At 54.4% G+C, this 25,362-nt stretch carries 24 protein-coding genes; 6 read left to right on the top strand and 18 right to left on the bottom strand.

What is annotated here, in order from left to right:
* The first annotated feature begins 168 nt into the window (after positions 1–168).
* On the top strand, positions 169–2,388 hold the full coding sequence (locus PLF13_02685) for a hypothetical protein (GenBank protein HOP06175.1): 2,220 nt from the start codon (positions 169–171) through the stop codon (positions 2,386–2,388).
* A 23-nt stretch (positions 2,389–2,411) separates the two neighbouring features.
* On the opposite strand, the gene PLF13_02680 is transcribed toward PLF13_02685, so the two are convergent.
* The 8 genes from PLF13_02680 to PLF13_02645 all read right to left on the bottom strand — a co-directional run bounded on the left by PLF13_02680 (position 2,412) and on the right by PLF13_02645 (position 11,568).
* Positions 2,412–3,728: an HDOD domain-containing protein gene (locus tag PLF13_02680; protein ID HOP06174.1), complete on the bottom strand. Its 1,317-nt coding sequence runs from the start codon at positions 3,726–3,728 to the stop codon at positions 2,412–2,414.
* 116 nt (positions 3,729–3,844) lie between these two features.
* Entirely contained in the window at positions 3,845–5,068 is a 1,224-nt protein-coding gene (locus tag PLF13_02675; GenBank protein ID HOP06173.1) for a ribonuclease H-like domain-containing protein, read from the bottom strand.
* A complete protein-coding gene (locus PLF13_02670) occupies positions 5,055–5,996 on the bottom strand; it encodes a HEAT repeat domain-containing protein (protein ID HOP06172.1) in 942 nt (313 codons plus the stop codon). Before PLF13_02670 ends, PLF13_02675 begins: the two co-directional genes overlap by 14 nt.
* On the bottom strand, positions 5,993–7,936 hold the full coding sequence (locus PLF13_02665; GenBank protein HOP06171.1) for a hypothetical protein: 1,944 nt from the start codon (positions 7,934–7,936) through the stop codon (positions 5,993–5,995). The genes PLF13_02670 and PLF13_02665 overlap by 4 nt, the downstream gene beginning before the upstream one ends.
* A 116-nt stretch (positions 7,937–8,052) precedes the next feature.
* Positions 8,053–8,496 carry a prepilin-type N-terminal cleavage/methylation domain-containing protein gene (locus PLF13_02660; protein HOP06170.1) on the bottom strand — a complete coding sequence of 148 codons (444 nt, stop codon included), beginning with the start codon at positions 8,494–8,496 and terminating at the stop codon, positions 8,053–8,055.
* 347 nt (positions 8,497–8,843) lie between these two features.
* Positions 8,844–9,287: a prepilin-type N-terminal cleavage/methylation domain-containing protein gene (locus tag PLF13_02655; GenBank protein ID HOP06169.1), complete on the bottom strand. Its 444-nt coding sequence runs from the start codon at positions 9,285–9,287 to the stop codon at positions 8,844–8,846.
* Positions 9,288–9,615: 328 nt separating this feature from the next.
* Positions 9,616–10,098: a prepilin-type N-terminal cleavage/methylation domain-containing protein gene (locus PLF13_02650; protein HOP06168.1), complete on the bottom strand. Its 483-nt coding sequence runs from the start codon at positions 10,096–10,098 to the stop codon at positions 9,616–9,618.
* 69 nt (positions 10,099–10,167) lie between these two features.
* Positions 10,168–11,568: a sigma-54 dependent transcriptional regulator gene (locus PLF13_02645; GenBank protein ID HOP06167.1), complete on the bottom strand. Its 1,401-nt coding sequence runs from the start codon at positions 11,566–11,568 to the stop codon at positions 10,168–10,170.
* Positions 11,569–11,814: 246 nt separating this feature from the next.
* Here PLF13_02645 and PLF13_02640 point away from each other — a divergent pair, with 246 nt between their 5' ends.
* From PLF13_02640 to PLF13_02620, 5 genes are all read left to right on the top strand, one after another.
* The gene (locus PLF13_02640) at positions 11,815–12,813 is read left to right on the top strand and encodes a uroporphyrinogen decarboxylase family protein (protein HOP06166.1); all 999 of its coding nucleotides are present in this window, start codon (positions 11,815–11,817) and stop codon (positions 12,811–12,813) included.
* The gene (locus PLF13_02635) at positions 12,810–13,289 is read left to right on the top strand and encodes a GAF domain-containing protein (GenBank protein HOP06165.1); all 480 of its coding nucleotides are present in this window, start codon (positions 12,810–12,812) and stop codon (positions 13,287–13,289) included. The genes PLF13_02640 and PLF13_02635 overlap by 4 nt, the downstream gene beginning before the upstream one ends.
* 17 nt (positions 13,290–13,306) lie before the next feature.
* Positions 13,307–13,492: a DUF5668 domain-containing protein gene (locus PLF13_02630; GenBank protein HOP06164.1), complete on the top strand. Its 186-nt coding sequence runs from the start codon at positions 13,307–13,309 to the stop codon at positions 13,490–13,492.
* Positions 13,485–13,808 (top strand): BlaI/MecI/CopY family transcriptional regulator, encoded by a 324-nt coding sequence (locus PLF13_02625; protein HOP06163.1) that lies wholly within the window; start codon positions 13,485–13,487, stop codon positions 13,806–13,808. Before PLF13_02630 ends, PLF13_02625 begins: the two co-directional genes overlap by 8 nt.
* A 326-nt stretch (positions 13,809–14,134) precedes the next feature.
* Entirely contained in the window at positions 14,135–14,884 is a 750-nt protein-coding gene (locus tag PLF13_02620) for a hypothetical protein (GenBank protein HOP06162.1), read from the top strand.
* On the opposite strand, the gene mce is transcribed toward PLF13_02620, so the two are convergent.
* The 10 genes from mce to PLF13_02570 all read right to left on the bottom strand — a co-directional run bounded on the left by mce (position 14,877) and on the right by PLF13_02570 (position 25,348).
* A complete protein-coding gene (gene mce / locus PLF13_02615; GenBank protein ID HOP06161.1) occupies positions 14,877–15,284 on the bottom strand; it encodes a methylmalonyl-CoA epimerase in 408 nt (135 codons plus the stop codon). The two genes, PLF13_02620 and mce, sit on opposite strands and share 8 nt — an antisense overlap.
* Before the next feature lie 3 nt (positions 15,285–15,287).
* Positions 15,288–15,839, bottom strand: coding sequence for a hypothetical protein (locus tag PLF13_02610; GenBank protein HOP06160.1), 552 nt, complete (start codon positions 15,837–15,839; stop codon positions 15,288–15,290).
* Complete coding sequence (locus PLF13_02605) at positions 15,826–17,352, bottom strand: methylmalonyl-CoA mutase family protein (protein HOP06159.1); 1,527 nt, start codon at positions 17,350–17,352, stop codon at positions 15,826–15,828. The genes PLF13_02610 and PLF13_02605 overlap by 14 nt, the downstream gene beginning before the upstream one ends.
* A gap of 44 nt (positions 17,353–17,396) precedes the next feature.
* Positions 17,397–17,912: a biotin/lipoyl-binding protein gene (locus PLF13_02600; GenBank protein HOP06158.1), complete on the bottom strand. Its 516-nt coding sequence runs from the start codon at positions 17,910–17,912 to the stop codon at positions 17,397–17,399.
* Positions 17,912–19,432, bottom strand: coding sequence for an acetyl-CoA carboxylase biotin carboxylase subunit (gene accC / locus PLF13_02595; protein HOP06157.1), 1,521 nt, complete (start codon positions 19,430–19,432; stop codon positions 17,912–17,914). The genes PLF13_02600 and accC overlap by 1 nt, the downstream gene beginning before the upstream one ends.
* A gap of 14 nt (positions 19,433–19,446) precedes the next feature.
* Positions 19,447–20,997: an acyl-CoA carboxylase subunit beta gene (locus tag PLF13_02590; protein HOP06156.1), complete on the bottom strand. Its 1,551-nt coding sequence runs from the start codon at positions 20,995–20,997 to the stop codon at positions 19,447–19,449.
* Between the two features lie 22 nt (positions 20,998–21,019).
* Entirely contained in the window at positions 21,020–21,859 is an 840-nt protein-coding gene (locus PLF13_02585) for an MBL fold metallo-hydrolase (GenBank protein ID HOP06155.1), read from the bottom strand.
* Positions 21,859–23,001, bottom strand: a complete 1,143-nt coding sequence (locus tag PLF13_02580; protein ID HOP06154.1) for an acyl-CoA dehydrogenase family protein — start codon at positions 22,999–23,001, stop codon at positions 21,859–21,861. Before PLF13_02580 ends, PLF13_02585 begins: the two co-directional genes overlap by 1 nt.
* Positions 23,002–23,184: 183 nt before the next feature.
* Positions 23,185–23,589, bottom strand: coding sequence for a cobalamin B12-binding domain-containing protein (locus PLF13_02575; protein ID HOP06153.1), 405 nt, complete (start codon positions 23,587–23,589; stop codon positions 23,185–23,187).
* Between the two features lie 118 nt (positions 23,590–23,707).
* Positions 23,708–25,348: a methylmalonyl-CoA mutase family protein gene (locus PLF13_02570; GenBank protein HOP06152.1), complete on the bottom strand. Its 1,641-nt coding sequence runs from the start codon at positions 25,346–25,348 to the stop codon at positions 23,708–23,710.
* Positions 25,349–25,362: the final 14 nt, after the last annotated feature.

The raw sequence follows: 25,362 nt of genomic DNA, 5'->3' as shown, positions 1-25,362 counted from the left end.
AACCGTATTATTAGGTGAGGAACGACCGGTTGGAATGTTTGTCTGACCGGCAAAAAGTAAGAGCACTAAATGGATTGTTACCAAGACCGATTTATTCCTGACCGGCGCTCTGCAGGTGCTGGGGCAGAGGATCCCTGGGATGGCTCCAGGTTCGGATCGTGCCGGTCGTTGGCTGTTGTCGCCGAACAACCGCTCCATCGCTGGTTATGGCTGGCAATCGGTCTCATAGCTCTGTTGTTGTTTGGACAAAACGTTAACGCACGTGACTCGCGACGTTCATCGGTTGCCGTTGGCTGGAGTGAAGTGGGTGATCTCGACGCCGACGCCAAGTATCTTACTGAAGACTACCTCGAATTACTCGAACAACTTCGGCATATCACTCTGGAATATCAGGAATACTTTACGGAGCTGGATGTTAAGCAGGCCAATGATTATGTTCGCCTCCTCTCCGATTTCTACCAGGTCATTAACGATACGAACGAATATCGTGATCACAACAATCTCTATCAACGACTGCAACTATTACAACAGCACCTTGAAGAAAAACAGGAAGCCGCTGCCGATTCCGATGTTAACGCTTCTGAATACAGCGAGAGAATAACCGACCTCCGGGAGTATCAAGCATCACTCAAGGAACAGTTGGCTGATGTCAGGTCCGAGATAAGAGAGATTAGAAAGCGCAGTCACTCCGAGGATGAGGACAGCCGGGTAGTCGATGACCGCATCGACGATCTGGAGCAGGAGGTTGATGAGATAAGGCGTGATTTGACCAAAGCCGCGGCCAAGATCAAAGTACTGCAAAATCAACAAGAGACCGCCGGACCCAGTCCGCACCTGAGTCGTCTCAGTCACAGCCTTCAACAGGAACTGACCGTAATATCCGATTTGCTCGAAGACGAAGTTATCACGCGTCTTGACGAAAACGACGAGTATCGGGATGCCATCGACCAGTATGTTAAGCTGGCCATTGAAGCCGCCAAACAAGCCTCGAGCATGGATCTGCAGAAATACATCGTATTCAATAAGGAGGCTCTCGGTCGGTGGAAGGTTGAGTTGAAGGGGCTCGAAGAACTGAACGATGTATATATGCTTCTCGCCGACAGCCTCGGAAGTTTCACTGTTCCCGAGGCCCCTGCCGTTCCGGCCTGGACGATTCCTTCCGATGTCGATGAACCCGAAGTAGTCGTGTTGACACCAATGCCGCCGGTCCTGCCGACCGTGCCGGGTACTAATTTCTACCTGCTGGAATCCGACAAACGCGCCGTCAAACGACGGTTGGTTGATAGTATCGATGTTCCCTCAACCGATATTCCGATCTATGTCGTTATGCCCTCGGCTAATCTCAAAGTGGCCGGGTGGTCGGAAAACAGAGTTGTAGCTGAATGTGAGTATGTCGTTCGCGCCGACAGCAAAACGAAGTCGGAGAAGATATCCTCCAATATCGATCTGCGCTTGTTCGAGAAAGGGAAAGCAGTTTACGTTGAGTCCGTTATGCCGACTATCGGCGATGCCAGTGATATAGAGCTGGCGGGAACGGTTACTATCATGATCCCGAAGACCAATCCCGTGGTGCTCAACAACAGCTTTGGCATGGTGTCGGTTGCCGACTTGCACCGTGGGGTAAAGCTCTCTTCACGCAATTCGACGGTTAATCTTCAGGATCTCTCCGGTGATATTGATATCACCAGTACTATGGGGTCGGTCTTCCTGACCGGCATAAGCGGCAACCTCGATATTTCCAACGGCTATGGCACCATGTTGATAACCGATTGTCAGGCCGATATGAAAATCTCCAACGAATACGCCGCCATGAATATAAAGGGCTGTGGAGGTAAGGCGCTGGTGGAAACCAGCGGTCATACTACCGTCACAGGTTTCGTTGGTGATGTCAATATCACCGGTAATGCGTGTCCGATCAATATCTCCGACATAAAAGGTGTTGTCGAAGCCCGCACTTCTTTCCAGCCGCTCGATATCAAGGATGTAAGCGGGACAATTACGGCGGATAACGTATATTCATCGATAAATCTCGTAGATATCGAAGGTCGTCTAACGGCCTCTGTCTCACATGGTGATCTGCTGGTTGATGAAGCCCCGGGACCGATGGACCTCCGAGGAGATCATGGGGAGATCAGTTTTAGAATTCCCCGGAATTATGCCGGGAATTCGAATATCGCCATGGACCGGGGAAGCGTACATTTATTGGTGTATCGTTCGGCTGATCTTTATGTAGTTGCCAATACTGCCGGAGGTGAGCTTAAAACCGATCTGGAAGTAGAGAAGTCAGACAACGATCCCGATGACGGTTACAAAGTGAAGATAGGTCGCGGTACGCATAAGCTAAATATCACCGGCGAAAACGTCGATGTGGCGATAGACCGGAAATAGATACCGGATTATTTTTACGAACATCAGGTAAGGGGAACAACCGCAGATTCTTCGGCTTTGGCTAATTCTGCCAGGCGTTTTTTGACTTTCTGATCGATGTCTATGATGTAGGTATCATCGTGATAGACAGTTGTCTTGATCTGTGACAGTTCCTTGAGTTCGCACATGACCGTGGAGATGGTGTTGACGCGGTCGATGATAATATCCATAGCCCTGGCAATATCCCCGTCGGGATCGAGTCCCCGATCCTTCTCGATTTTTACCTCGATCAACTGTGCCCGTCCCAGGATCGTAGCGGCGGCGTTGTTGATGTAATGGTTGAACGTCGCCGATATGGTCTTAAGCGATTCCAACGCTGCTTTTTCAAGCTGAGCCCGCGCCGCCTCACGCTGCATGCGCTGGTTTTCGCGCAGCAGATTTTCGACCGACAGATAATGATCGTAGATAATAGCGTTCGCTTCCATGAGAATCTCTTCCTGAGAGCCGATGTCGATCTCGAGGAACTGAGCTTCCTGAAGTGTACGCGGGATGAGTTCCTGTTCGATATCCCGAGCCTTTTCGGGATTGATCTCAAGCAGATTGATCAGGGCTTCCTTGCGTGTCAGGTCCATGGTCAATTCAGGTCGACCCCGTGCAATGGTGAAGTTGGACATCATATTTGCCAGCGCGACAATCTGTGAAGCGATCAGATCGGAATCTTTCTCCTGGGCAACGATCTCACTGTGGTGATATCCCACGGCCTGGCAAATCACCGACGGCAACTGCCATTGTTCGAGCAGAAACTGACCGACACGAGCATGATCGGTGCCCCAGATTCCCTCTTCCAGATCACAGAGTCTCTCGCCCGATTCAACCTGACGCCAGATACGCTCGAACTTTTCGGGAAAGGATTTTTCCAGTACGAGGATACCGATATCGTGGAGCAGGCCGCAGACAAACGGCTCCTCCGGGTGAGGATACCGAACGGCCTCGGCAATCGCTCGGCTGGCCAGAGCTACCTGAAGTGAATGTCGCCAGAAACGGGCTCGCTCAACCGTGAATTGCCAGGCGCCGGTCATATCGTAGATGGAAGTGGACAGGGTAAGTGCCGTTATCGCTCTGATCCCGAGAGTTACTACCGCCTGTGTGACGGTAGTTACCCCCCGACCGCCGTAAAACGGCGAGTTTACGATTCTGAGCACTTTGGCGGTGAGGGCCGGATCACGCATCAACACCTTGGCCAGGTCCTGGGCGGAGCTTCGTTCGTCCTTTACTACCCGCAGGACTTCAGCCAGAGTTTGCGGCAGAGAGGATAGTTCTTTGTGATCGTTGAGAATCTGCTTGAAGATGTCCTGACTCATTTACCTGCCTTCCCGGGTATGGTGCCTCATCTATTAGTGTATCGGATAGTATCGATCTCCGATTGAGGTATGATGACGGGATTTCAGGCAGGGAAGAAGCTGTCGGCAAAGGCTGTTCAGCGGTTGAGCTTGTTCTCTAGTCGCTTGCGGCGTTCCCGAGTCTGTTCCTGCTGGCATTGAGTCAGTTGATCCTGGTCAGCCGCCCGATTGGTGTGTTCGAGGGCCAGGTCGAGTTGCCCGGCGCGATGCTCGTAGTATTTGGCCAGCTCGATATTGGCTGCCCAGGCCTGTCTATTTTTCTTATTCGCCAGGCTCTGCCATAGTTCCACCGCTCGTTTCCAATCGCCGACTCGTTTGAATCCCAGGGCATGATAGAGAACCATATCATCTTCCGGTTGATGCCCCGAAGCTTGTTCGATCCGGTCGTAGAGCCGCGTAACCAACTCGTTATCCTTGCGTCGTCCGTAGACTCGTGCCAGAGAATGGATATCCTCTGGTTCGCAAAGATCGGAACCTTCGGATTCAAATATCTCCGCCAGATGAACGGCCAGGAAAGCCAGGCTGACTATATCCAGTCGATTGTGTTCCAGCACCGATTCCATTTGGTCCAGTTTTTCCTCGCTGAGCCAGTCGAAATAAATAGAGGGAATCAGAAATCCGGGTATATCATCCTCACGATAGAAACCGAAAATCTCCCGTTCTATATTGGTAAGGCTGCAATCCGACAGCCGACGCCGGTATAATCTGCGGCCGGCATGAAGCAGGTCCAGATGACCGCCGATCGGCACCTTGCGAGCTACCCGGTTGACAATCATCCGATCCTGAACGATAGGCAGATCGAATGCTCTACCGTTGTAGCTGACGACAACTCGCGGCTCGGTCAACTCTTCCAGGAGCGCTTCGAGCATGGCTGCCTCGTCGGAATAGTCGGGAATGACATACTGTCGAACCTCAAAGCCGCCGTCGACAAAACCGCCGCAGCCGATTAGGAACGGCACCACTCCCGCCCCTCCGAGACCGGTAGTTTCGGTATCGAAAAAGAGCAGGTCTCGTAGGCGTACTTCGCCCGGTTCATCCAGAGGTGTAAAGGCCGACATTGGCAAGGTGCGGTCGCCGATAAGATCGGCCAGGAGATGATCGCCGTGCCGGTAATTACCGGGGTAGAGCCTGCGTACCAGACAATATCCCCCGGCGTGATGGTCGATTATTTTACCGCCGAGACGTTCGGCCAGAGTTCGATAGCGGCGCGGATGTTTGCTTTCTTTATCGGCGGGACTTTTTGCCCCGCCGATCAGGCTCGAAAAACGATTGAGCTTCTCATTTAGGTTACTCGAGGTCATTCTTGGCAGCCGCCAGCGCCGAGCGCATTTTCAGCAGAACCAACCGGTCGGTCTCACGTTCGAACATCAGATGCTGATAACTGCAATGGTCTTCCGGGTCGGCGGTCAGGAGCGCTACGGCGGCGTGAGCTCGGCGATTGGGTTGTTCCGATTTAGTTTGCAGGTACAGCAAATCCAGCGCCTTCTCATGGCCGAATTGCCCCAGGATATAACAACCGAGATCTCCGACAAACGGAGTTTCGGATTTGAGAGAATCGGCCAGAACCTGAGTCACCATAACCGTGTCCATACGAAGCAACGAATGGACTGCCGACCAGCGAGCTCCGTAAAAATCATCTCCAAGCACATGTACCAATTTAGCCGCAGCCTGTTCCAAATCCATCTTGCCGCAACCGACCGCAGCGGATTTGCGCACCTGGCCGATCTCATCGTCCAGCGCGGCAATTATCACGTTCGAGGCGGAGACACTACCGATTTTACCGAGAGCACCGACGGCCTGGTCACGTACCTGCCAGCACTTGCTCGAACATACTTCCATTAAAGGCTCTACTGCGGTGCTATCCTTTATATCACCCAGTGCTCCGCAAACCCGCTGGACAATCAGATCATCCGGTCGTTTAAGAGCCCGGACCAGATAAGGAACAGCCGGGGAGCCGATCCGCTGAAAGATATGAATCACCGCCCAGCGTTCCCGAGCCGATTTGACCAGGAATTTATCGATCAAGAGCGGTACGACTTCTTCGCCCATAGCGGCGATGGAGTCCTTGGCCGGTTCCACGAGATCCTGGTGCAGTACCGATCCCGATCCGGCAAGAACGAACAATGAATCGAACTTCCGCTTAAATTCGCTGTCCTGGGCCGATATCGACCGGCTCGAAATCAAGATAGCCGACAGCGTAATCAGGAAAATCACATTTTTGAATTTCATTGTCCGTCCTCCGTGCTGTCGGGCGGATTCAATTCAATATCCATGCCGCCGCCCCATTTCGAGTCGGTTCTCCAGTAATAGTTATCCTGACCGTTCCCCCAGTATTGGTCCTTCCCGCCCAGATCGATGAAAAGACCAATCGAGCCGAAATCCCGTCGCGGATTGCCGTACCCCTGAGTATTGTCTTTCTTGTGAACGAAATAGCGGTCGTCTCCTTCGACATCGATCAGCACTCCGGCGCCGTTGGCCGATCCGGCTCCCTGCGAAAGATCGTAAGCGGTATAAGTATCGTTGCCGTGTCGATCCAGAATCATGCCGCAGGAATAGTCATGGCCGCAACCGTGCATGAGTCCTTTGCCGAAATAGACGTCGTTGCCTTCCTCGTTGATCAAAAGACCGAGGGTCATGTGTGTTGCCGCTCCCTGAGCGTATTGAAACGACTGATAGTTGTCATGACCGGTAGAATCATAAATCAGCCCCAGGGACCACCAATACGAGGCGGCCTGGGCGAAAATATCGGAATAAAGGTTGTCGTTTCCGTTGATGTCGATAATGGCGCCTATCCCTCCCGACATCCAGGGCCTCAGACCATAACCGAAACCCTGAGAGAGCGACAGGTAATGATCTTCATAACGGAGGACATCCTTGTATTTTCCGCCGGCGTAATAAGTGTCGGAGCCGTCTCGCTCGAAAATTACGCCGATACCGCGAATGAATCCGAATCCCTGTGAATAAAGGGCTGCGTTGTATATGTCTCGTCCGTCCTCATCTACCAGCATTCCCAGACCGAAACTGGCCGCTCCCTGTACGTGAGTGTCGCCGTCGTAGCGGTCGTCACCGGCGCCGTCCCAGACCACCCCGAGGCCGAAGAAACCGGAGCCGATAGCAAACGACCGCCCCTGGTATACATCGTTACCCTCGTAGTCGAGCAACAACCCGACCGACATGCACCCGGAGCCGAGGCAGAAATCACTCCCGGCGCGATAGACGTCGTTGCCGCTGAAATCAATAATAATGACCGGGTGGGGGTGGGCCGGATCGTAGGTCAGGTCATAGATATCGTTGCCGCCGAAATCCAGAATAAAGGTATAATCACCGCTGTAGTAATCGTTGCCGGGACCGCCGATTTTCCAGCCTTTCTGCATCCCAAGATAAGATTCACGATCGGCATCATCCGGTAAATAACCCGTACCCCGAAGAATCTCCTCCATGAAGATACGGTCGTAACCTACCCGTTTGAGAAGCATCCCGGAAGACATGGCTGCATCCCGGAGACAGTCGATTCCGGCTCGAAGCAGAGGGTCCATGTCGATTTTCCCGCCGAACTCGACAAACTGCTCGGTGTAGGCTTCCTCGGCTTTCTCGGCGGAGTCGCTTTGCTGAGGTGAGTAAAATTCTTCCTCGACCCGGGTGACCAGTAATTCCTTGAATTCCTTGTAGAGGAAGCGGCGTTCCTCGGCAGAAAGTCGCGCCAGAGAAACCTCTGTCGATTTAGGGAGAATCACATCGATGTAGGTAGCCATACGGGTCAGGAGCTGATTCAGTTCGAACTCGGTGTAGAACAGGTTATAAGTTCGTTTGAGTTCATCAACTCCCGCCTGATAGGGGGGATTACGGTCGATTTGATGTTCGCCCTGAAGATCACCAAAAAGCACCGAGGCCAGAATCTCCGGTTGATTCTTAACGGCACTGCTTTTAAGTCCTTCGAGATATGGAACCATGTCCAGCGGTCGGGCCATGAGATCGGCTACTATCTTGAGACGGAATGAATCCGGCTCGGTGTAATCGGAGCGATAGCCGATATCGTCCGGTTTGAGTGAAAGATACTCGGAAAGATTCTCCAGTCCGAACCGTTCCGGTGAGAGATTAGCGCTCTCCTGAGCTGTAATCGTGCCCGCCATAAGCAGACAGAACAAGGGAATGTAGTAGAGGGTTTTCATGCAGGATATGTAACTCTACCAATACCTGATTTTCAAGCATAATTCATCAGTGAAAACAGGCAAAAAAAAGACGCCCGCTCGGGCGGGCGTCGTGGGAGACTTGTACGGCTGCTACGTTACGGACGGACGTAGTCGCCGTTGTCGGTGTCGGTGACGTCATCGTAGGCGCACCAGAGTTCACCGGTCTCAGTCATCTGCCAGGTATCGGTGTTACCGTCGCCATCGATATCCCAGGTAGCCTCAGCCGCAAAATCCTGTTCCGGATCGGCGCAGGTTACGACATAAGAGTACTTATGACCTTCCGGCAACTCGATCCCGAGAGCGCGGAAGTCGTCGGCATCATCAGCGGCACAAGCCAGATACTCACCATTGGCCTGGCGCTCAGTGCGCTCCATGGTGTAGATCTGCTTCAGGATACCCTTGGCCTCGGACTGCTTCGACTTGGTCGTCGCCTGCATAAAACGAGGAATAGCCAGGGCAGCCAAAATACCGATGATCACGACAACGATCATCAACTCGATCAGTGTGAAACCCTTGCGATTGTGCATTCTGTTAAACATCTCATCCTCCTGTCAGGAATACTGTAGTTTCAGGTCGTTGTTTCTTTTCATTTCTGTCGGCTGTTTTTGCAAAGAGTATACCGAAACCGGTGAACTGATTTTGCACATCGTGAGATGCCTGTAACCACTTGTTGCGCAATCCATAAATCCCGATCCCCGGTGAACTGTGGGACGTTGCCCTCATGGATTATAGTAGTCCATTTACGGTTGACGGTTTGCATTTCGCAAAAAACCTCGCAGAATGCAAAGCTCCCGGCCAATTCTATGGGATCGTGAATAATGCCCAACAGGCAAAAAAAAGACGCCCGCTCGGGCGGGCGTCTTGGGAGACTTGTACGGCTGCTACATTACGGACGGACGTAGTCGCCGTTGTCGGTGTCGGTGACGTCATCGTAGGCGCACCAGAGTTCACCGGTCTCAGTCATCTGCCAGGTATCGGTGTTACCGTCGCCATCGATATCCCAGGTAGCCTCAGCCGCAAAATCCTGTTCCGGATCGGCGCAGGTTACGACATAAGAGTACTTATGACCTTCCGGCAACTCGATCCCGAGAGCGCGGAAGTCGTCGGCATCATCAGCGGCACAAGCCAGATACTCACCGTTGGCCTGGCGCTCAGTACGCTCCATGGTATAAATCTGCTTCAGGAGACCCTTAGCTTCGGACTGCTTAGCCTTGGTCGTTGCCTGCATAAACCGCGGAATGGCCAGAGAGGCTAAAATACCGATGATCACGACAACGATCATCAGCTCGATCAATGTAAAACCCTTGCGGTTGTGAATCTTTGAGAACATCCGTTCCTCCAGTCAGGACACTTCCATAAAAAAATAATTTAGGACGTTATTGTTACTGTCCTGAAATCGGCAAAGCGCATACCAATCGATATCCGCAGAAAACAGGTTAATGCTCAATCAAATAGCTCGTTGGGCGACATTGAGTAGGAGAGAAACTGGTAAGATCGACAACAACACACTGGTAAACGGCGATCGTCCGAAGTCATGCAATTTGCGAGAATCCTTGCGAAATGCAACGGTTTTAGCGATGTGGGTGGCTTTGAGAAAAGATCGTGGAAAACAAAAACGGCGTCCCAGGGGACGCCGTTATAATCTTTCGTAGAATACCTCAAGGTCGTGCCGTAACGACGTCGTTTACATCGTCCTGATCATTGTGTAAAACGCCGTTATCGTCGATTGACCAGATGTCCATGAAGTCGTCGTCGTCGATATTACCGGTGCCGATAGCCAGGAAACCGCCTTCACCATCGTCTTCAATGGTGTAGGCATAGCGAGCCGGAGCCATGATTTCTATCCAGATAGGAGCGAACCTTTCGGAATTTTCGGGGCTGGCCGGAAGCGCTTGATAGAAGTACTCGGAAGTAGGCGACTGTTGCATATACGTCCGTTCGTTCACATAAACCTGTTTCAGGATCGCCTTGCATTCCGACTGTTTGGTTTTAACTGAAGCCGCCATAAAACGCGGTACGGCCAGGGCGGCCAGGATACCGATGATCACCACAACGATCATCAATTCTATCAAAGTAAATCCCTGCTGACGTGTCTCTCTGCTAACCATTGTATCCTCGATTCTCTCCACTTTTTTTCTCATCTTCCCCAATTCTCTGCAAACCGTGTTCCGTTTTGTTGTGCAAGCTGTCCACAACACCCCGTTCACGGATTAGTCAGACTTATCCTTGTCGGACATATCGTTCTTTCCCGAACGAGTTTCTTTAAGTCCGTAGCGATCGAGTTTCCGATACAATGTTGAGGCGTCGATCCCGAGGATCTTGGCCGCCTTGGTTTTCTTACCGTCGGTCTGACTCATTACATAATGTATATATGCTTTTTCTATCGATTCCAGGGTAGGTGTGGCCGGTTCCGCCTCGGACACGATTCCGATCGGAGTTTGTTCGCGAAGTTTGTCGGGCAGATCCGTGGGCTCGATTGACTCACTCCGGTTGAGCAAAACCGCCCGCTCGATCGTATTTTCCAGCTCGCGGACATTTCCCGGCCAACCGTAATTCTGCAGCAACTGGGCCGCTTCCTCGGAGATAGCCTTGATCGGTCCCTGAGCCTTCTCACAGTAACGACGAACGAAATGCTCACTCAACAGGAGAATATCGCTGGTTCGTTCGCGAAGCGGCGGAATAAACAGCGGAATTACGTTCAACCGATAGAACAAATCCTCGCGGAAACGCCCCAGCTTGACATCCTCTTCGAGATCGGCATTCGTTGCGGCGATCAGACGGACATCGACATCAATCGGCTTGGTGCTGCCGACCGGCGTCACTTTCTTTTCTTCGAGCACCCGCAGCAGTTTAATCTGAATAGCCGGTGAAGTTGTACCGACTTCGTCCAGGAAAAACGTCCCGCAGTTGGCGGCCTGCAAGAGACCTTCCTTGTCCTTGATCGCTCCGGTGAATGATCCTTTTTTATGACCGAACAACTCCGATTCCAAAAGACTCTCCGGCAGAGCGCCGCAGTTGATCGTCACGAACGGTCCGCCGCAACGCGGCGAATGATGATGAATCGCCTTGGCCATCAGATCCTTACCGGTGCCGGACTCTCCCCGAATAAGAATAGTGGAATCGGATGAGGCCACACGCCGAGCCAGTTTCTTCAGGCGAACGATCGGATCGCTGGTGCCGATGAAGCTGTCGAAAGCATTATCGCCCTGAAGCTGTCGCTTGAGATCCTGATTCTCCTTTATAAGAGCACGGCGATTGATGATCTTCTCGATGACGAGTTTGATCTCATCGACTTTGAACGGCTTGGTGATATAATCCGCAGCTCCCTGTTTCATCGCTTCGATAGCGCTGTCAACCGAGGCATAAGCGGTCATGACCACCAGTTCCTGATCCCCTTTGAACGATTTCACTTCGCGAAGAACATCGATCCCGGACATTTCCGGCATGTTGAGGTCGGCGATGACCAGGTCGAAGTTTCGTTCACGCAGCAGGTCAACGCCTCGCATCGGGGAATCGGTCGTTTCTACTTTATAGCCTTCCTTGGCCAGCATGATTTCCATGAAATTGCACATCGACTCTTCATCGTCGATCACGAGTATCCTGGGTGGCATACAACTCCCTTACAGGCAGGTATTTACCTTCGGACTATCCTGATATCTTATTCGGCACAAACCCTTTTGGCTCCATAACGAGCGGAGCGATTGCTCATGAAATAAACAGGCATTGACCACCTCGATTGAGGTCGCTTATATTGAGGCAAGTCGACCGGATCGACGTAACTTCATGAACGGGAACCGAAAAAGGGCACAGGCGTTTCGATCAACGAGGCTGTCTATAAGCGAAATCAAAGGACTATAATGGAGAAATTGAACCATCGTGATCGTCTGATGACCGTCCTGGCAGGGGAAAAGCCGGACCGGTTCGCGGTTTCTTTCTGGCGCCACTTCTTTGATATGGAACACCATGCCTCGGGACTCATGGAGGCTATGGTGGCATTTCAGAAAAAATTCGATTGGGATTTCATGAAGATTAATCCTCGGGCCGATTACCATTCCGAGCCGTGGGGACTGAAACTGCACTTCTCTTATGATTCCTTCGAAAAACACAAGAAGAGTAATTTCCCTATCCGAGGCATCGAGGACTGGGAAAAAATAAAACCGCAACCGCTGGACAGCCCGGCCCTGGCGGAACACCTGTACGCTGTTTCTTTGATCCGTCGCGCGGTTGGTCCGGAACTGCCTCTATTAATGACGGTTTTTTCACCTTTGTCGGTAGCGGGGAGACTTCTTGAAAATCGCAACGACTTGATCGAGCACTTGCGGCAGGAGCCGGAGTTGATCGAATCCGCCCTGGAGGCGATCACGGTCACCTTCGTGCGTTTTGCCGAAGAGTTGCGTAATGCCGGAGCCGACGGTCTTTTCTTTGCCACCACTCATTGGGCTTCACGGACCATGATTACCTGGGAGGAGTACCGGCGTTTCGGGACTCCGTTCGACCTCAGGGTGATCGAGGCGGCCGGTGAGGACGCTATCAACCTGCTCCATGTCTGTGATCCCGAGAATTATCTTAAAGAACTCGCTGAAATCGACTACCACAGCCGGATGTACAACTGGGACGCCGATCACCCGACCAATCTCCCGCTGGATCGAGCCTACGACTTGCTCAAGGGCAAGGCGATTGTCGGCGGCGGTGATTATACCGGCTGGTTGTTGTGTGCCCGTCCCGATGAAGCCGCTGCAAAAATCCGGTCAATTATGGCGGCTCATGATCCCAGCCGTCTCATCATCGGTCCCGGTTGTGCCGTACTGCCGGCGACACCGATGGAGAACCTTCGTGCCGTCAGGGAGGCGATTTGAACGACAGCAACCTTCATGGCCTGGCGACCGCTGTCGCTGACGCCGTCGCCGATCAAAACGACGAGGAATCGATCCTGCGTCGCGCGGTTGAGGTAATCGACGCCTTTTCCGAGGATTTCGACTGGACCGGATTCTATATGGTGCGCGGCGATCATCTCGAGGTCGGGCCGTACATTGGACCGGTAACACAACATACTCGAATCGGATTCAACCGGGGTCTTTGCGGCGCGGCGGCCTCTCAGAAAAAAAGTATCATTGTCAACGACACCGGGGCTGATTCCCGTTTCCTGGCCTGTTCGCTCGGGACTCGCTCGGAAATCGTCGTACCGTTGATGGATGGCGACCTTTGTCTCGGTGAGATTGATATTGACTCCGATCAGTCCGATTTTTTCACCGAAGAGCATCGCCGAATGCTCGAACTGGTGGCCGTGGTTGTTGTCCGGCGTCTGAAAGAGATCAAAACTATCGGCGGTTAAACGCCGTATAGGATAAGATGAATAGGAGAAGCGCTATGTTCTGGGGTTTGTTACTGGTTTTGTTGGGGATCCTTATGCTGCTGGATCAGTTCAACATCATCCGAGGGGATATGTGGGACTATTTCTGGCCGCTGGCGATAATCGCGCTGGGTATCTCCATGGTTTTCAAGAACAAGAAGACCGTTATTAAATCGGATGAGTAGACCGAGCTTTTATTTCGATCCCGACGGCCGCGGATTGGAGGTATTTCTGGGGCGGATAGAAGCCCGCCTCATGGAGCTGGCCTTCGAACGCGGTGAATTGACGGTTAAACAAGCACTGGCGGTTTGGCCCGAGAAACCGAGTCCGGCTTATACCACCGTTATGACCGTCCTGGTGCGCCTGACCCGCAAGGGTTTGCTGGAGCGCAAGAAACGAAGCCGCAGCTTTGTCTATGCTCCGAAGGTGACCCGCAACGAATTCCTGCGGGATCGAGTCAACCGCATCCGCACCTGCCTCAAGGCGAATTTCAGCAAATAGACCCGCGCCCTCGGGCGTTTCTGCCCGACAGCGCTTTGCATCTGGTCATGTAGCGCAGGTTCCTTGGAACCTGCGATCTTGCTTATGTTTTGCCCTCTGCAACCGCGGAATCTGTTCTTTCTGAATTTCGCAAAATAACCCGCGAAGAACCCAACCGTGTTGGTGGGCGGCAGACGTCTCGTCTGCCCCTTGATGACGGCCCTTAACGATGTCTCGAACAACGTCACCCCGGGGAGTACCATCCAAAGCGTTCCCCCTCGATTGGTATCAAACCACTCACTTCGATTGAGAACTAACGTCCTCCGGCCGATAACACCGATATGAGGATGTTGTTATTTATCGCGATTACCATGCTGATCTGCGCCCCGGTTCAGGGAAACCAGATCCTGGAACTGGCCGATGAATTGCGCCTGCCGCTGCCGACCGGTTGGACGGTCGACTCCGCCGGTGTCGGTTATCCTTATCGACTGACCAGCCCCGACAGCAGCTCCGAGATGCTCATCTTCAAGTCACTGATCGCCGAGGATCTGGCCGTAACCAGTCGCGAGGATTTTCGACTTTCGGTCGATTCGATCATCGAGAGTGTTATCATGCAACTGCCTCAGGCGGAATTGCTGACCAACCACGGTTACAGCGAGGGAGGGCGTGCCTGGTTCGTGCTCGAATTCGTGACGACCGATACGATAATTTCACTCAGCCTCTGGCACCGGCTTCAGGGTACGCTGTACCGTTGCCCCGACGGCGACCAACTCATGTATACCCTTTGGGGACGAAGACCGATCACGGTAGCCTCCGACATCGGGGAGAGTTTCAGGGTCATGCAGGACGGTCTGGCTTATCGGGGACCGGTTATGAACGATGTATTTTCATCACCGATAAGGTTCAGCAACTGGCATTTCGTGGCGTTGTTCGTTGTCCTGTTGATGCTTTTATGGCTCAGAAAACGAGACCAACAAAAAGTGGAGTTTTCGAATCAGGAAAATATCTGGCGCTGTGAATGCGGTCGGTTGAATCACATCGACAACAAGACCTGTCGCCGTTGCGGGCGGAGCCGAACCGGCGCTCCTGTCATTTAGATTTGGATTTCTCTTCCAACTCGATCAATACGCCGCCGGCTGAGGCGGGATGGACAAACGCAATTTTCCCTCCCTCAGCGCCGATTCGCGGTGTTTCATCGATCAGACGCGCTCCGGAGGCTTTGAGCTCAGCCAGCCGGTTTTCGATATCATCGACGTAAATACAAATATGATGTAATCCCTCACCGCGTTTTTCGATGAACTTCGCGATCGGACTGTCGGGAGAAGTAGGTTCCAGCAGCTCGATCCGGGTACCCTTGCCGCCCGGCTCGTACATTGCCACCCGCACTTTCTGGTCCGGCACTTCAACGACATGGGAGGCGTCACAGCCGAGGATCAGACGATATTGCGGATCAGCCTCCGAAAGACGCCGCACGGCGATACCTATATGGGAAAGCACGTCCTACCAGTCTTCCTGTGAATCCTTGATGGATTGGCGGACCCATTCATCGTATTCGCGTTGGTGAAGCAGATCAGAAACATACGGCTTGCGCCAGCCGCCGTTGTACTTGAACATCTCCATAGGCATGGGGGACTTCTGGCTCGAGCCGTCGGGTGACAGGAGTACAAAGTCGGTAAGTAACGAGGCGGTGTCGGCGCTGATCGTGATCGACAGAATCTCGACACCGATCAGCGAATCGACATTGGCCCAGGTTATTTCGCCGCGCTTGAGATACTTGTCGATCGTTTCACGCTCGTGCAGATAGGGGAATTCGTTTTCCCAGAGACCGGTCTTGTCGTCGTAAGCCATACGCACCAGGGCGTCTTCGAGCGCAACCCGGATATCTTCCCAGTCCTGGGGATGTTCTCCTTCCGGCAGGCGGACATACGGCACCGGACGCGATGCTTGCGTTTCCGAAACGATCGGTTGGCTCGTTTCTACGGAGGTTTGATCCTTACCGCAACCGCCCATGAGCAGCGCTGCTATGATGATTATCGCACTAAAGGTTCTCACGGTATTCACCCCATTGTTGACGGAACCGATCGGAGATTTCTCCAACCGTCACATAGTTTTCCACCGCTTCGATCACGAGCGGCATCAGATTTTCATTGCCGGCAGCCGCTTCTCCCAGACGGTCAAGACAGGTTTTGACCTTATTCTGATCGCGTGCCGCCTTGAGCTTTTTCAGGTTTTCAACCTGCCTCTTTTCGACCTCCGGGTCAACTTTCAACACTTCGGGAATGTCGAGTTTCTCCGAAGTGAACTCGTTGACGCCGACCACCACGCGGGTTCCGGTCTCGATTTGTTTCTGATGTTCATACGCCGCGTACGCCAACTCGTTCCGATAATAACCCGATTGCACGCATTTAACGGCGCCGCCGAGAGCATCGATACGATCCAGAATCTCCTGGGCTTTCTGCCGCATTTTCTCCGTCAACGACTCGACGTAATACGAACCGCCGAGCGGATCGGCGGAAAGGGCTACGCCGGACTCATAAGCCAGCAACTGCTGAGTGCGCAGAGCGATTTCAGCCGATTTCTCGGTCGGGAGACCGAGCGCTTCGTCGTATGAGTTGGTGTGCAGCGACTGGGTGCCACCCAGCACCGCCGCCAGGGCCTGAATTGCCGTACGGACGATGTTGTTCTCCGGCTGCTGGGCCGTGAGGGTGGAGCCGCCTGTCTGAGTATGAAAGCGGAGCAGCATCGACTTGGGATTCTTTGCCTTGAAACGGTTTTTAACAATCCCCGCCCAGAGAACACGCGCCGCGCGAAACTTGGCCACTTCCTCGAACAGGTCGTTGTGAGAGGCGAAGAAAAACGACAAGCGCGGGGCAAAATCATCAATATCGAGTCCCGCCTTGATCGCGGTCTCACAATAGGCGATGGCGTCGGAGAGGGTAAAGGCAATCTCCTGGGCCGCCGTGGAACCGGCTTCGCGGATATGATAGCCGGAAATGCTGATCGTGTTGTATTTCGGTAAATGCTCGTTGGTGTAGGCGAACAGGTCGGTGATGAGTCGCATCGAGGGCACCGGCGGGAAAATATGCGTGCCGCGAGCGATGAACTCCTTCAAGATGTCGTTTTGCACCGTTCCCATCAATTGACTCGGTTCGACTCCCTGTTTCTTGCCGACCGCGATGTACATCGCCAGGAGAATCATGGCGGTGGCGTTGATGGTCATCGAGGTCGAGACCTGGTCCAGGGGAATCTGGTCGAACAGCACCTCCATGTCGGCGATGGAGTCGATTGCCACACCGGTGCGTCCCACCTCGCCGCGTGCCATGGGATGATCCGAGTCATACCCGATCTGTGTCGCCAGGTCGAATGCTACCGAAAGGCCGGTCTGGCCTCTTTCGAGCAGATAGCGAAAACGCCGGTTGGTTTCGACGGCCGTGCCGAATCCGGCGTACTGGCGCATGGTCCAGAAACGACCGCGATACATGTTCGGATAAACGCCGCGCAGGTATGGATATTTACCCGGGCGGTCGTCACCTAAATCCGACGGTAGGTCGGCTTTTACGGCCACTGTTGGAATTTCTATTCCGGAACCGTTTTTCTTGATTTGATCGCTCAAACTTCAAACTCCACGAGAGCGTCACCCTTCTCGACCGAATCTCCCACCTTGGCCGGAATTTCCGTAATTACGACATCGGCCGGAGCTTTGATGACGTTTTCCATTTTCATGGCCTCGATGATTATCAGCGGCTGACCCTTCTTGATCCGGTCGCCGGGGGAGACCTTTACTTCCAGCACCAGGCCGGGCATCGGCGCCTTGAGTACCGATTCGATGGCCGGCCCCGAGGAAATCCCGGCGGTTTTACGCAGTTGCGCCAGGCTGAAATCTTCAACGTCGAGCTGGATGTCGCGACCTTGCATGAAAACCATACGCGAGTTGCCGAGGCAGTTGGAGCGGATATCCACCTCATGCGAAAAATCGTCGATTAACAGCAGGCGACGGGTTTCATCCAGGTCGTATGCCTGCACGATGGCTTGTTCACCGTTGATTACGACTTCATATCGAAGTTGCTGATATTCGATCTCGATATCGTACTCGCGGCCGTCTACCGTAACCAGATAATGCGCCATCAGTCGGTTCCTCCCATTCCGCGCAGGTGCGCTTTACGATGAACGACTTTCCACTTCGATGCCTCCTGGTCGGTCAGCGATGCGATTTTACGCTCACGGCTGAATTTATCCAGCGCTGCGGCGATGGCGGCCGAGCGGGCCAGGTAGTCGTTGATGCGAGTGTAATCGTTGTCGGGATACTCTTCGGCCAGGAACGAAGTCGAAAGATCTCCGGCGGTAAATTTGACATTGTCCATGATCGTCTGATGGAATCCAATCGTAGTCTCAACGCCGGATACGCGATACTCCCGCAGCGCCCGCTTCATGCGGTCGATAGCCTCTTCGCGATTCTGTCCCCAGGTGCATAGCTTGGCGATCATCGGATCGTAATAAATCGGAATCTCATTGGATGTCACCACCCCGCTGTCGACTCGCACGCCTGGTCCGGCCGGGATGCGGTAATTCGTCAGACGTCCGGTGGACGGAACGAAACCGTTCTGAGGATCCTCGGCGTAGATACGACATTCGATAGCGTGGCCTTTCATGACCACATCTTCCTGCCGGAAAGACAGCGGCCGATCCTCTGCGATTGCTATCTGCTCCCGGACCAGATCCAGCCCGGTTACCAGTTCCGTGACGGGATGTTCGACCTGAAGACGAGTGTTGACTTCGAGGAAGAAAAACTCCAAATCCCGGCTGACCATGAACTCACAGGTCCCGGCGCCGATATAGCCGGTCTGGCGTGCGATACTGACCGCCGCCGCTCCCATCCGCTCCCGCAATTCGGGTGTCATGACCGGCGACGGAGCCTCCTCGATAACTTTCTGATGACGTCGCTGGATTGAGCACTCACGTTCTCCCAGGTGCAGGTAATGACCATGCCGGTCGCACAGGATCTGAATTTCAATATGCCGGGGGCGTTTGAGATAACGCTCAATAAACACCCGACCGTCGCCGAAAGCATTTTTTGCCTCGCTCGAAGCCCGCTGGAGTCCCTCGGCGAATTCATCGGGGGTTTCGACCACCCGCATTCCTTTGCCGCCGCCGCCCGCTGCGGCTTTGATCAGGATCGGGTAGCCTACCTTTTCCGCCTCGGCCGCGGCCGAAGCGAGATCATCCTGTTCGATCGTCGCACCGGGCACCACCGGCAGTCCGGCCTTCATGGCCGCCTCGCGAGCCTGCAATTTATCACCGAGCAGGGTGATCGTTTCCGGCTTCGGACCGATGAAAATGATCCCCTCGTCTTCGCAGCGTTGAGCAAAGGCCGCATTCTCGGCAAGGAAACCATAACCGGGATGAATCGCATCCGCTCCGGAGCGTTTGGCCGCGTCGATAATTTTATCGTGTACGAGATAGCTCTCGCTCGACGGGGACGGACCGATATGGTAAGCCTGGTCCGCCAGCCGCACGTGGAAAGCGGTGCGGTCGGTGTCGGAGAAAACCGCTACCGATTTGATCTTGAGATCACGGCAGGCGCGAACGATGCGAATGGCAATTTCACCGCGATTGGCGATAAGTATCTTTTTGATCTTCTGACTCATAAACTCCGGACCGGTTACAAGGGAATGTTGCCGTGTTTTTTGGGCGGATTCGAATCGCTTTTGGTCTCAAGCATCTGGAACGCTCGAATCAAACGCGGCCGTGTGGTTTTCGGCTCGATCACATCATCGACATAACCGCGCCCGGCGGCAATATAAGGATGCGCGAACATTTCGGTAAACTCATCGGTCTTTTTCTGAAGTTCCGCTCCGGGATTCGAAGCGGCCGCAATATCTTTTTTGAAGATGATTTCCGCCGCTCCCTTGGGGCCCATCACCGCGATTTCGGCGGTTGGCCAGGCATAGTTCATGTCGCCGCGAACGTGTTTGGAATTCATCACGTCGTATGCCCCGCCGTAGGCCTTGCGGGTGATCACGGTCACTTTCGGTACGGTCGCTTCACAATAGGCATAGAGTAGTTTCGCGCCGTGTTTGATAATCCCGCCGTGTTCCTGGTCGGTGCCGGGCAGGAAGCCGGGGACATCCTCGAAGGTCAGTAGCGGAATGTTGAAAGCATCGCAGAAACGAATGAACCGTGCCCCTTTGAGCGATGAGCTGATATCGAGAACACCCGCCATAACGGCCGGCTGGTTGGCGATCACACCGATCGAACGACCGCCAAGATGCGCGAATCCGACCACGATACTCGGGGCATAGTCGGCGTGCACTTCAAAAAACGAACCGCCGTCGACAATACGCTCGATGACGTCTTTGATGTCGTAAGGCTGATTTGGATTATCGGGGACAATGCTGTTCAACTCCTCGTCCTGGCGCTCGAAAGCGTCAGTGCATTCGACCCGGGGAGGATCCTCGAGATTGTTTTGAGGGATGTAACGCAGGAGTTGTTTGAGTTTGGCAACCGCATCGGCCTCGTTCTCACAGGCCCAATGAGCCACGCCGGATTTGGAGGCATGGGTGTCCGCCCCGCCCAGTTCCTCGGAGGTTACTTCCTCGTGCGTTACGGTTTTGACCACGTTGGGCCCGGTCACGAACATATACGAGGTCCCCTTGGTCATGAGGATGAAATCGGTAATCGCCGGGCTATACACGGCGCCGCCCGCGCAGGGGCCGAGAACGACTGAGATTTGTGGTACCACTCCCGAGGCGAGCGTGTTGAGCAGAAAAATATCGGCATAGCCGCCGAGCGACACCACTCCCTCCTGAATGCGGGCACCGCCGGAATCGTTGAGACCGATCACCGGAGCGCCGACTTTCATCGCCATTTTCATGATCTTGCAGATTTTTTCGGCGTGCGCCTCGGAAAGCGAGCCGCCGAAGACGGTGAAATCCTGCGAGAAGAGAAACACCTTGCGACCGTTGATCGCACCGCATCCGGTTACGACACCGTCACCGAGAAATTTCTGCTGATCCAGACCGAAATCCGAAGAACGATGAACGACGAACGGATCGAATTCCTCGAAGGAGTTTTCATCGACCAGGAGTTCGATCCGCTCGCGAGCGGTCAGTTTGCCCTTGGCGTGCTGGGCGTCTATTCGTTTTTGTCCGCCGCCGAGCTTGCTCTCGGCGCGTAGTTTTTCGAGGCGGTCCAATTTGTCCTGGTGTGACACGTATCCTATCCTGTCTTATGCGTTAGTCACCTGTGACCGGTTCGATTTTTAGGCCGTCGCCGCGGTCGGTTATCCGAGCCAGCGGGTAATTGACGTCGTGGTCGAAAGCCATGACGACGTTGTGATTCACGATCCTCGGCAGCGTGGCGCGTTTGATGCGCATCGTTTCGACCGGGTAAAGGTCGGTGCCGGGAACGTAAGGAACCTTGAGATGAGCCGTAGTGCAATAGATGTCGGCGTAATAGAAAACCGAGGTGTCGCCCGATGTGATTTCGAGCGCGTAATGTCCCCTGGTGTGCCCGCCGGTAAACAGCGCCCGGATGCCGGGGAAAAGTTGACTGTCACACTCGACGAAATGTACCTGCCCGCTTCGTTTGAGTGCTTTTAGTCGTTCCGGAATATAAACGGCGGCGGTGCGTTCGTCCGGCGTCATGGCCAGATCGAATTCGGTGCGACTGAGGTAATAAAGGGCGTTAGGGAAACGCGGTACGAACTCCTCCTTTATTTTCTTAACCGCCCCGGCGGCATGGTCGGTATGAAGATGGGTCAACAGCACGTAATCGATATCCTCCGGATTAAGACCGAGCCTCGCCAGACCTGCTTCCAGTTGTGACTCGCCCCTGGTGCCGTAGATCTTCTTCTCTTTGTCCGAAAGGCTGTCGCCGAGCCCGGCGTCGAACAGCATGTTCTTGCCGTGAGCTTTGAGAACGAACAAATTGGTGACCATCGGGATGAGGTTGTCCTCGTCCGCTTCGATCAACCGCTGCCAGATTTTCTTAGGAATGACGCCGAACATGGCACCTCCGTCGAGCTTGAAACGTTGCTCGACGAAGGTGTTGATTGTAAACTCGCCGAACCTCATCAGTGTCCGATGACGTTGCCGGCAATAACCAGGCGCTGGACCTCCGAGGTGCCTTCGTAGATCTCCAGCACGCGCTGGTCGCGATACAGTTTTTCGATCTGCGAGAACTCGCCGATATAACCGTAACCGGCGTGAATCTGCATAGCGCGATCAACGCAGAAATTGGCCGTTTCGGAGCAGTACAACTTGGCCATGGCCGCGAGCACACTGAATTTCTCGCCGCGATCCTGCATGCCGACCGCTTTGTAGCAGAGGCCGCGAGCCGCTTCGAGACGAACCGCCATGTCGGCGATCATCCACTGAATCGCCTGGAGCTTGGCGATCGGAGCGCCGAACGCGATACGTTTCTTGGAGTATGCGACCGACTCATCGAGCGCCCGCTGCGCAATACCGACACCCTGCGCAGCCACGCCGATACGGGCCGAGTCGAGCGTCATCATGGCATAACGGAAGCCTTTGCCGAACTCGCCCATCAGGTTCTCCCTGGGGGCTTTGACGTCGGTCAGGTGAATCCCGCCGGTGGTCGCGGCGCGCATGCCCATCTTGTTCTTCAACGTACGGGCCTTCCAGCCCGGCTGGTCGGTCTCGACCAGGATCGCGGAGAGCTTGGGCTGATCCTTGACCTTGCAGAACACCACGCCCAGGTCGGCCGCGTCGCCGTGCATGATGAAAATCTTCTCGCCGTTGAGCACGAAACCGTCGCCGGTCTCGACCGCTTCGGTCTTCTGGTTGGCGGCGTCGGAGCCGGCTTCCGGTTCGGTCAGCACAAACGCCGGAACGATTTCACCGGCGGCGCACTTCGGCACGTATTTCTTTTTCTGTTCTTCGTTGCCGAAATTGATAATCGGGGCGGTAGCCAGTTCGGCTACGGCGCACAGTAGGCCCACGCCGGCATCGTGATAACAGAGCTCTTCGACCAGCGTAATATACTCCAGGTGCGACTTGCCCTGGCCGCCCAGTTCCTTGGGCATGCAATAGCCGATAAATCCGGCCTGGCCGATTTTACGATAAAGTTCGCGCGGGAATTTGCGCGGTTCGGGCATGCGATCCAGCTCTTCGGAAATCGGATAAATTTCCTTTTCAGCAAACGCTTTTACCTCGTCCCTGACCGCCTGCTGGCGGGGATCGATATTCTTTTCCATGATACCTCCAAAAGGGTCCTATGCTTGTAAGTTGTCGTTTTTTTTCTTCTATGTTCGTTTTATTCGGCTTGAGTGTCGTGCCAATCCGCGTAGGGGGCGTTGGCGGCGGAGTCAAGCCCCGCCGCTACGCGTTCTGGATTTCCAACCTCGCGTAGGGGGCGGCCTTGTGTCGCCCCGACCGAATCAGCCCTTTTTGGCCGCCACCGCCTGGCGCAAAAACTCGATCGCCTCTTCGGTCGGAGCGCCGGGCGTGAACACCTTGGCTATACCGAGCTTTTCCAACTCCGCCTTGTCTTCCTCGGGGATAATGCCGCCGCCGAACAAAATGATATCGCCGGCATCGCGCGACTTGAGCTCGTCGAGGATGGCGGGGAAGAGGGTCATGTGCGCCCCGGAGAGGATCGACACGCCGACCGCGTCGACATCCTCCTGAATCGCCGCGTCGACGATCATCTGCGGCGTCTGGCGCAGGCCGGTGTAGATCACCTCGAACCCGGCGTCGCGGAACGCCGCCGCGATCACTTTGATGCCGCGGTCGTGGCCGTCGAGACCCGGTTTAGCCAGCAAAACTCTGATTTTTTCTGCCATTGTCTCTATCCGAAATTCCTATTCTTAATCTTCTTATCAACCTCGTCGGGTTTCTGCGCTCGCTCGTCGGCGACTTCGCTCACTCTGGAACCCGACCTACGAGGATAAGAGCAGCCCCTTACGACGCCACCATGGCCGACGGCGGCTCCACGTACTCGCCCCACTCCTCACGCAGGACATCGCACATCTCACCCAGACTCGTATAAACCCGGCTGCACTCAAGGATCGCCTCGAACGTGTTGCCGTCCCCCTTCGCCACTTGGCGCAGGTTTTCCAGTGTCTGTTTGACTTTCTCGTTGTCGCGCTCAGCCCGAATCTTCTTCACGAAGGTGCATTGCTCCTGCTCGACCTCGCGGTCGATGCGAAGAATCGGGATGTCGACTTCCTCGTCCTCATCGACGTAGTCGTTGACACCGACTATTATCCGCTGTTTTTCTTCGATCTCCTGCTGGAAGGCGTACGCGGCCTTGGCGATCTCACGCTGCAAATACCCTTCCTCGATGCACGGCACCACGCCGCCGCGCCGATCGATTTCTTCGAAATACTTCTCGGCTTCGGCTTCCATCTGGTCGGTCAGCGCCTCGACGAAATACGAACCGCCGAGCGGGTCGACCGTGTTCGGCACGCCGGTTTCATGGGCGATAATCTGTTGCGTCCGCAGGGCGATCTTGACCGCTTTCTCCGACGGCAGCGCCAGCGTTTCATCCATCGAGTTGGTGTGCAGCGACTGCGTTCCGCCCAGCACGCCGGACATCGCCTGCAGGGCGACGCGGACGATGTTGTTCTCCGGCTGTTGCGCCGTGAGCGAGCAACCGGCCGTCTGGGTGTGGAAGCGGAGCAGCCAGGAGCGTGGGTTCTTGGCGCCGTACTTGTTCTTCATCCGCTTGGCGTAGATGCGGCGCGCGGCGCGGTATTTGGCAATCTCTTCGAAGAAATCGCTGTGGGCGTTGAAGAAGAACGACAGGCGCGGCGCGAACTCATCCACATCCTGTCCCGCCTTGATCGCCGACTCGATGTACTGGAAGCCGTCGGCCAGGGTAAAGGCCAGCTCCTGCACGGCGGTTGCTCCCGCCTCGCGGATGTGATAACCGCTGATGGAAATCGTGTTCCACTGCGGGACGTTTTTCGAGCAGTAATCCATCATATCCGTGATCAACCGAATCGACGGCCACGGCGGATAGATGAACTCTTTCTGCGCGATGTATTCTTTCAGGATATCGTTCTGCAGCGTACCCCGAACCTTATCGAACGGTACTCCCTGCTTCTCGGCGACGCACAGATACATAGCCAGTAAAATCGAAGCAGGGGAGTTGATGGTCATCGAGGTCGAAACCTGACTCAGATCGATTTTGTCGAAAATTATCTCCATGTCGGCCAAAGTGTCGACCGCCACACCGCATTTGCCCACTTCACCGAGTGAACGAGTATGATCCGAATCGTAACCCATCAGCGTCGGCAGGTCGAACGCGGTCGAAAGACCGGTGCCGCCGGCTTTGAGCAGATAGTGAAAACGTTCGTTGGTCTGGCGAGGTGTCCCCATACCGGCGAACTGACGCATCGTCCAGAGCCGCGTGCGGTACATGGTATGATGCACGCCGCGCGTGTAGGGATATTCGCCCGGAAGACCGATATGGTCCCAGAAATAATTTTCATTGTCCGCGCCGGCGATTTTGTCGGGGCCGTAGAGCTCGTCAATATCGACGCCGGATACGGTGAAAAAACGAGGTTTTGATTTTTTATGACGCGTCTTCTCGGCGATCTTGTCCCAGTCGA

This window comes from Candidatus Zixiibacteriota bacterium, from assembly GCA_035380245.1.
Lineage (GTDB): Bacteria > Zixibacteria > MSB-5A5 > GN15 > FEB-12 > DAOSXA01.
Note: the sequence above shows the minus strand (reverse complement) of the source record. Positions and strands in the feature narration are given on the sequence as shown.

Bases quoted from the DNA above. Each gene is read 5' to 3' on its own strand.
- PLF13_02640 (HOP06166.1), top strand. From the start codon at position 11,815: ATGGAGAAATTGAACCATCGTGATCGTCTGATGACCGTCCTGGCAGGG.
- PLF13_02655 (HOP06169.1), bottom strand. From the start codon at position 9,287: ATGTTCTCAAAGATTCACAACCGCAAGGGTTTTACATTGATCGAGCTG.
- PLF13_02670 (HOP06172.1), bottom strand. From the start codon at position 5,996: ATGAAATTCAAAAATGTGATTTTCCTGATTACGCTGTCGGCTATCTTG.
- PLF13_02630 (HOP06164.1), top strand. From the start codon at position 13,307: ATGAATAGGAGAAGCGCTATGTTCTGGGGTTTGTTACTGGTTTTGTTG.
- accC (HOP06157.1), bottom strand. From the start codon at position 19,432: ATGAGTCAGAAGATCAAAAAGATACTTATCGCCAATCGCGGTGAAATT.
- PLF13_02680 (HOP06174.1), bottom strand. From the start codon at position 3,728: ATGAGTCAGGACATCTTCAAGCAGATTCTCAACGATCACAAAGAACTA.
- PLF13_02620 (HOP06162.1), top strand. From the start codon at position 14,135: ATGTTGTTATTTATCGCGATTACCATGCTGATCTGCGCCCCGGTTCAG.
- PLF13_02675 (HOP06173.1), bottom strand. From the start codon at position 5,068: ATGACCTCGAGTAACCTAAATGAGAAGCTCAATCGTTTTTCGAGCCTG.
- PLF13_02585 (HOP06155.1), bottom strand. From the start codon at position 21,859: ATGAGGTTCGGCGAGTTTACAATCAACACCTTCGTCGAGCAACGTTTC.
- PLF13_02650 (HOP06168.1), bottom strand. From the start codon at position 10,098: ATGAGAAAAAAAGTGGAGAGAATCGAGGATACAATGGTTAGCAGAGAG.
- PLF13_02625 (HOP06163.1), top strand. From the start codon at position 13,485: ATGAGTAGACCGAGCTTTTATTTCGATCCCGACGGCCGCGGATTGGAG.
- PLF13_02600 (HOP06158.1), bottom strand. From the start codon at position 17,912: ATGGCGCATTATCTGGTTACGGTAGACGGCCGCGAGTACGATATCGAG.
- PLF13_02665 (HOP06171.1), bottom strand. From the start codon at position 7,936: ATGAAAACCCTCTACTACATTCCCTTGTTCTGTCTGCTTATGGCGGGC.
- PLF13_02575 (HOP06153.1), bottom strand. From the start codon at position 23,589: ATGGCAGAAAAAATCAGAGTTTTGCTGGCTAAACCGGGTCTCGACGGC.
- PLF13_02580 (HOP06154.1), bottom strand. From the start codon at position 23,001: ATGGAAAAGAATATCGATCCCCGCCAGCAGGCGGTCAGGGACGAGGTA.
- PLF13_02645 (HOP06167.1), bottom strand. From the start codon at position 11,568: ATGCCACCCAGGATACTCGTGATCGACGATGAAGAGTCGATGTGCAAT.
- PLF13_02660 (HOP06170.1), bottom strand. From the start codon at position 8,496: ATGTTTAACAGAATGCACAATCGCAAGGGTTTCACACTGATCGAGTTG.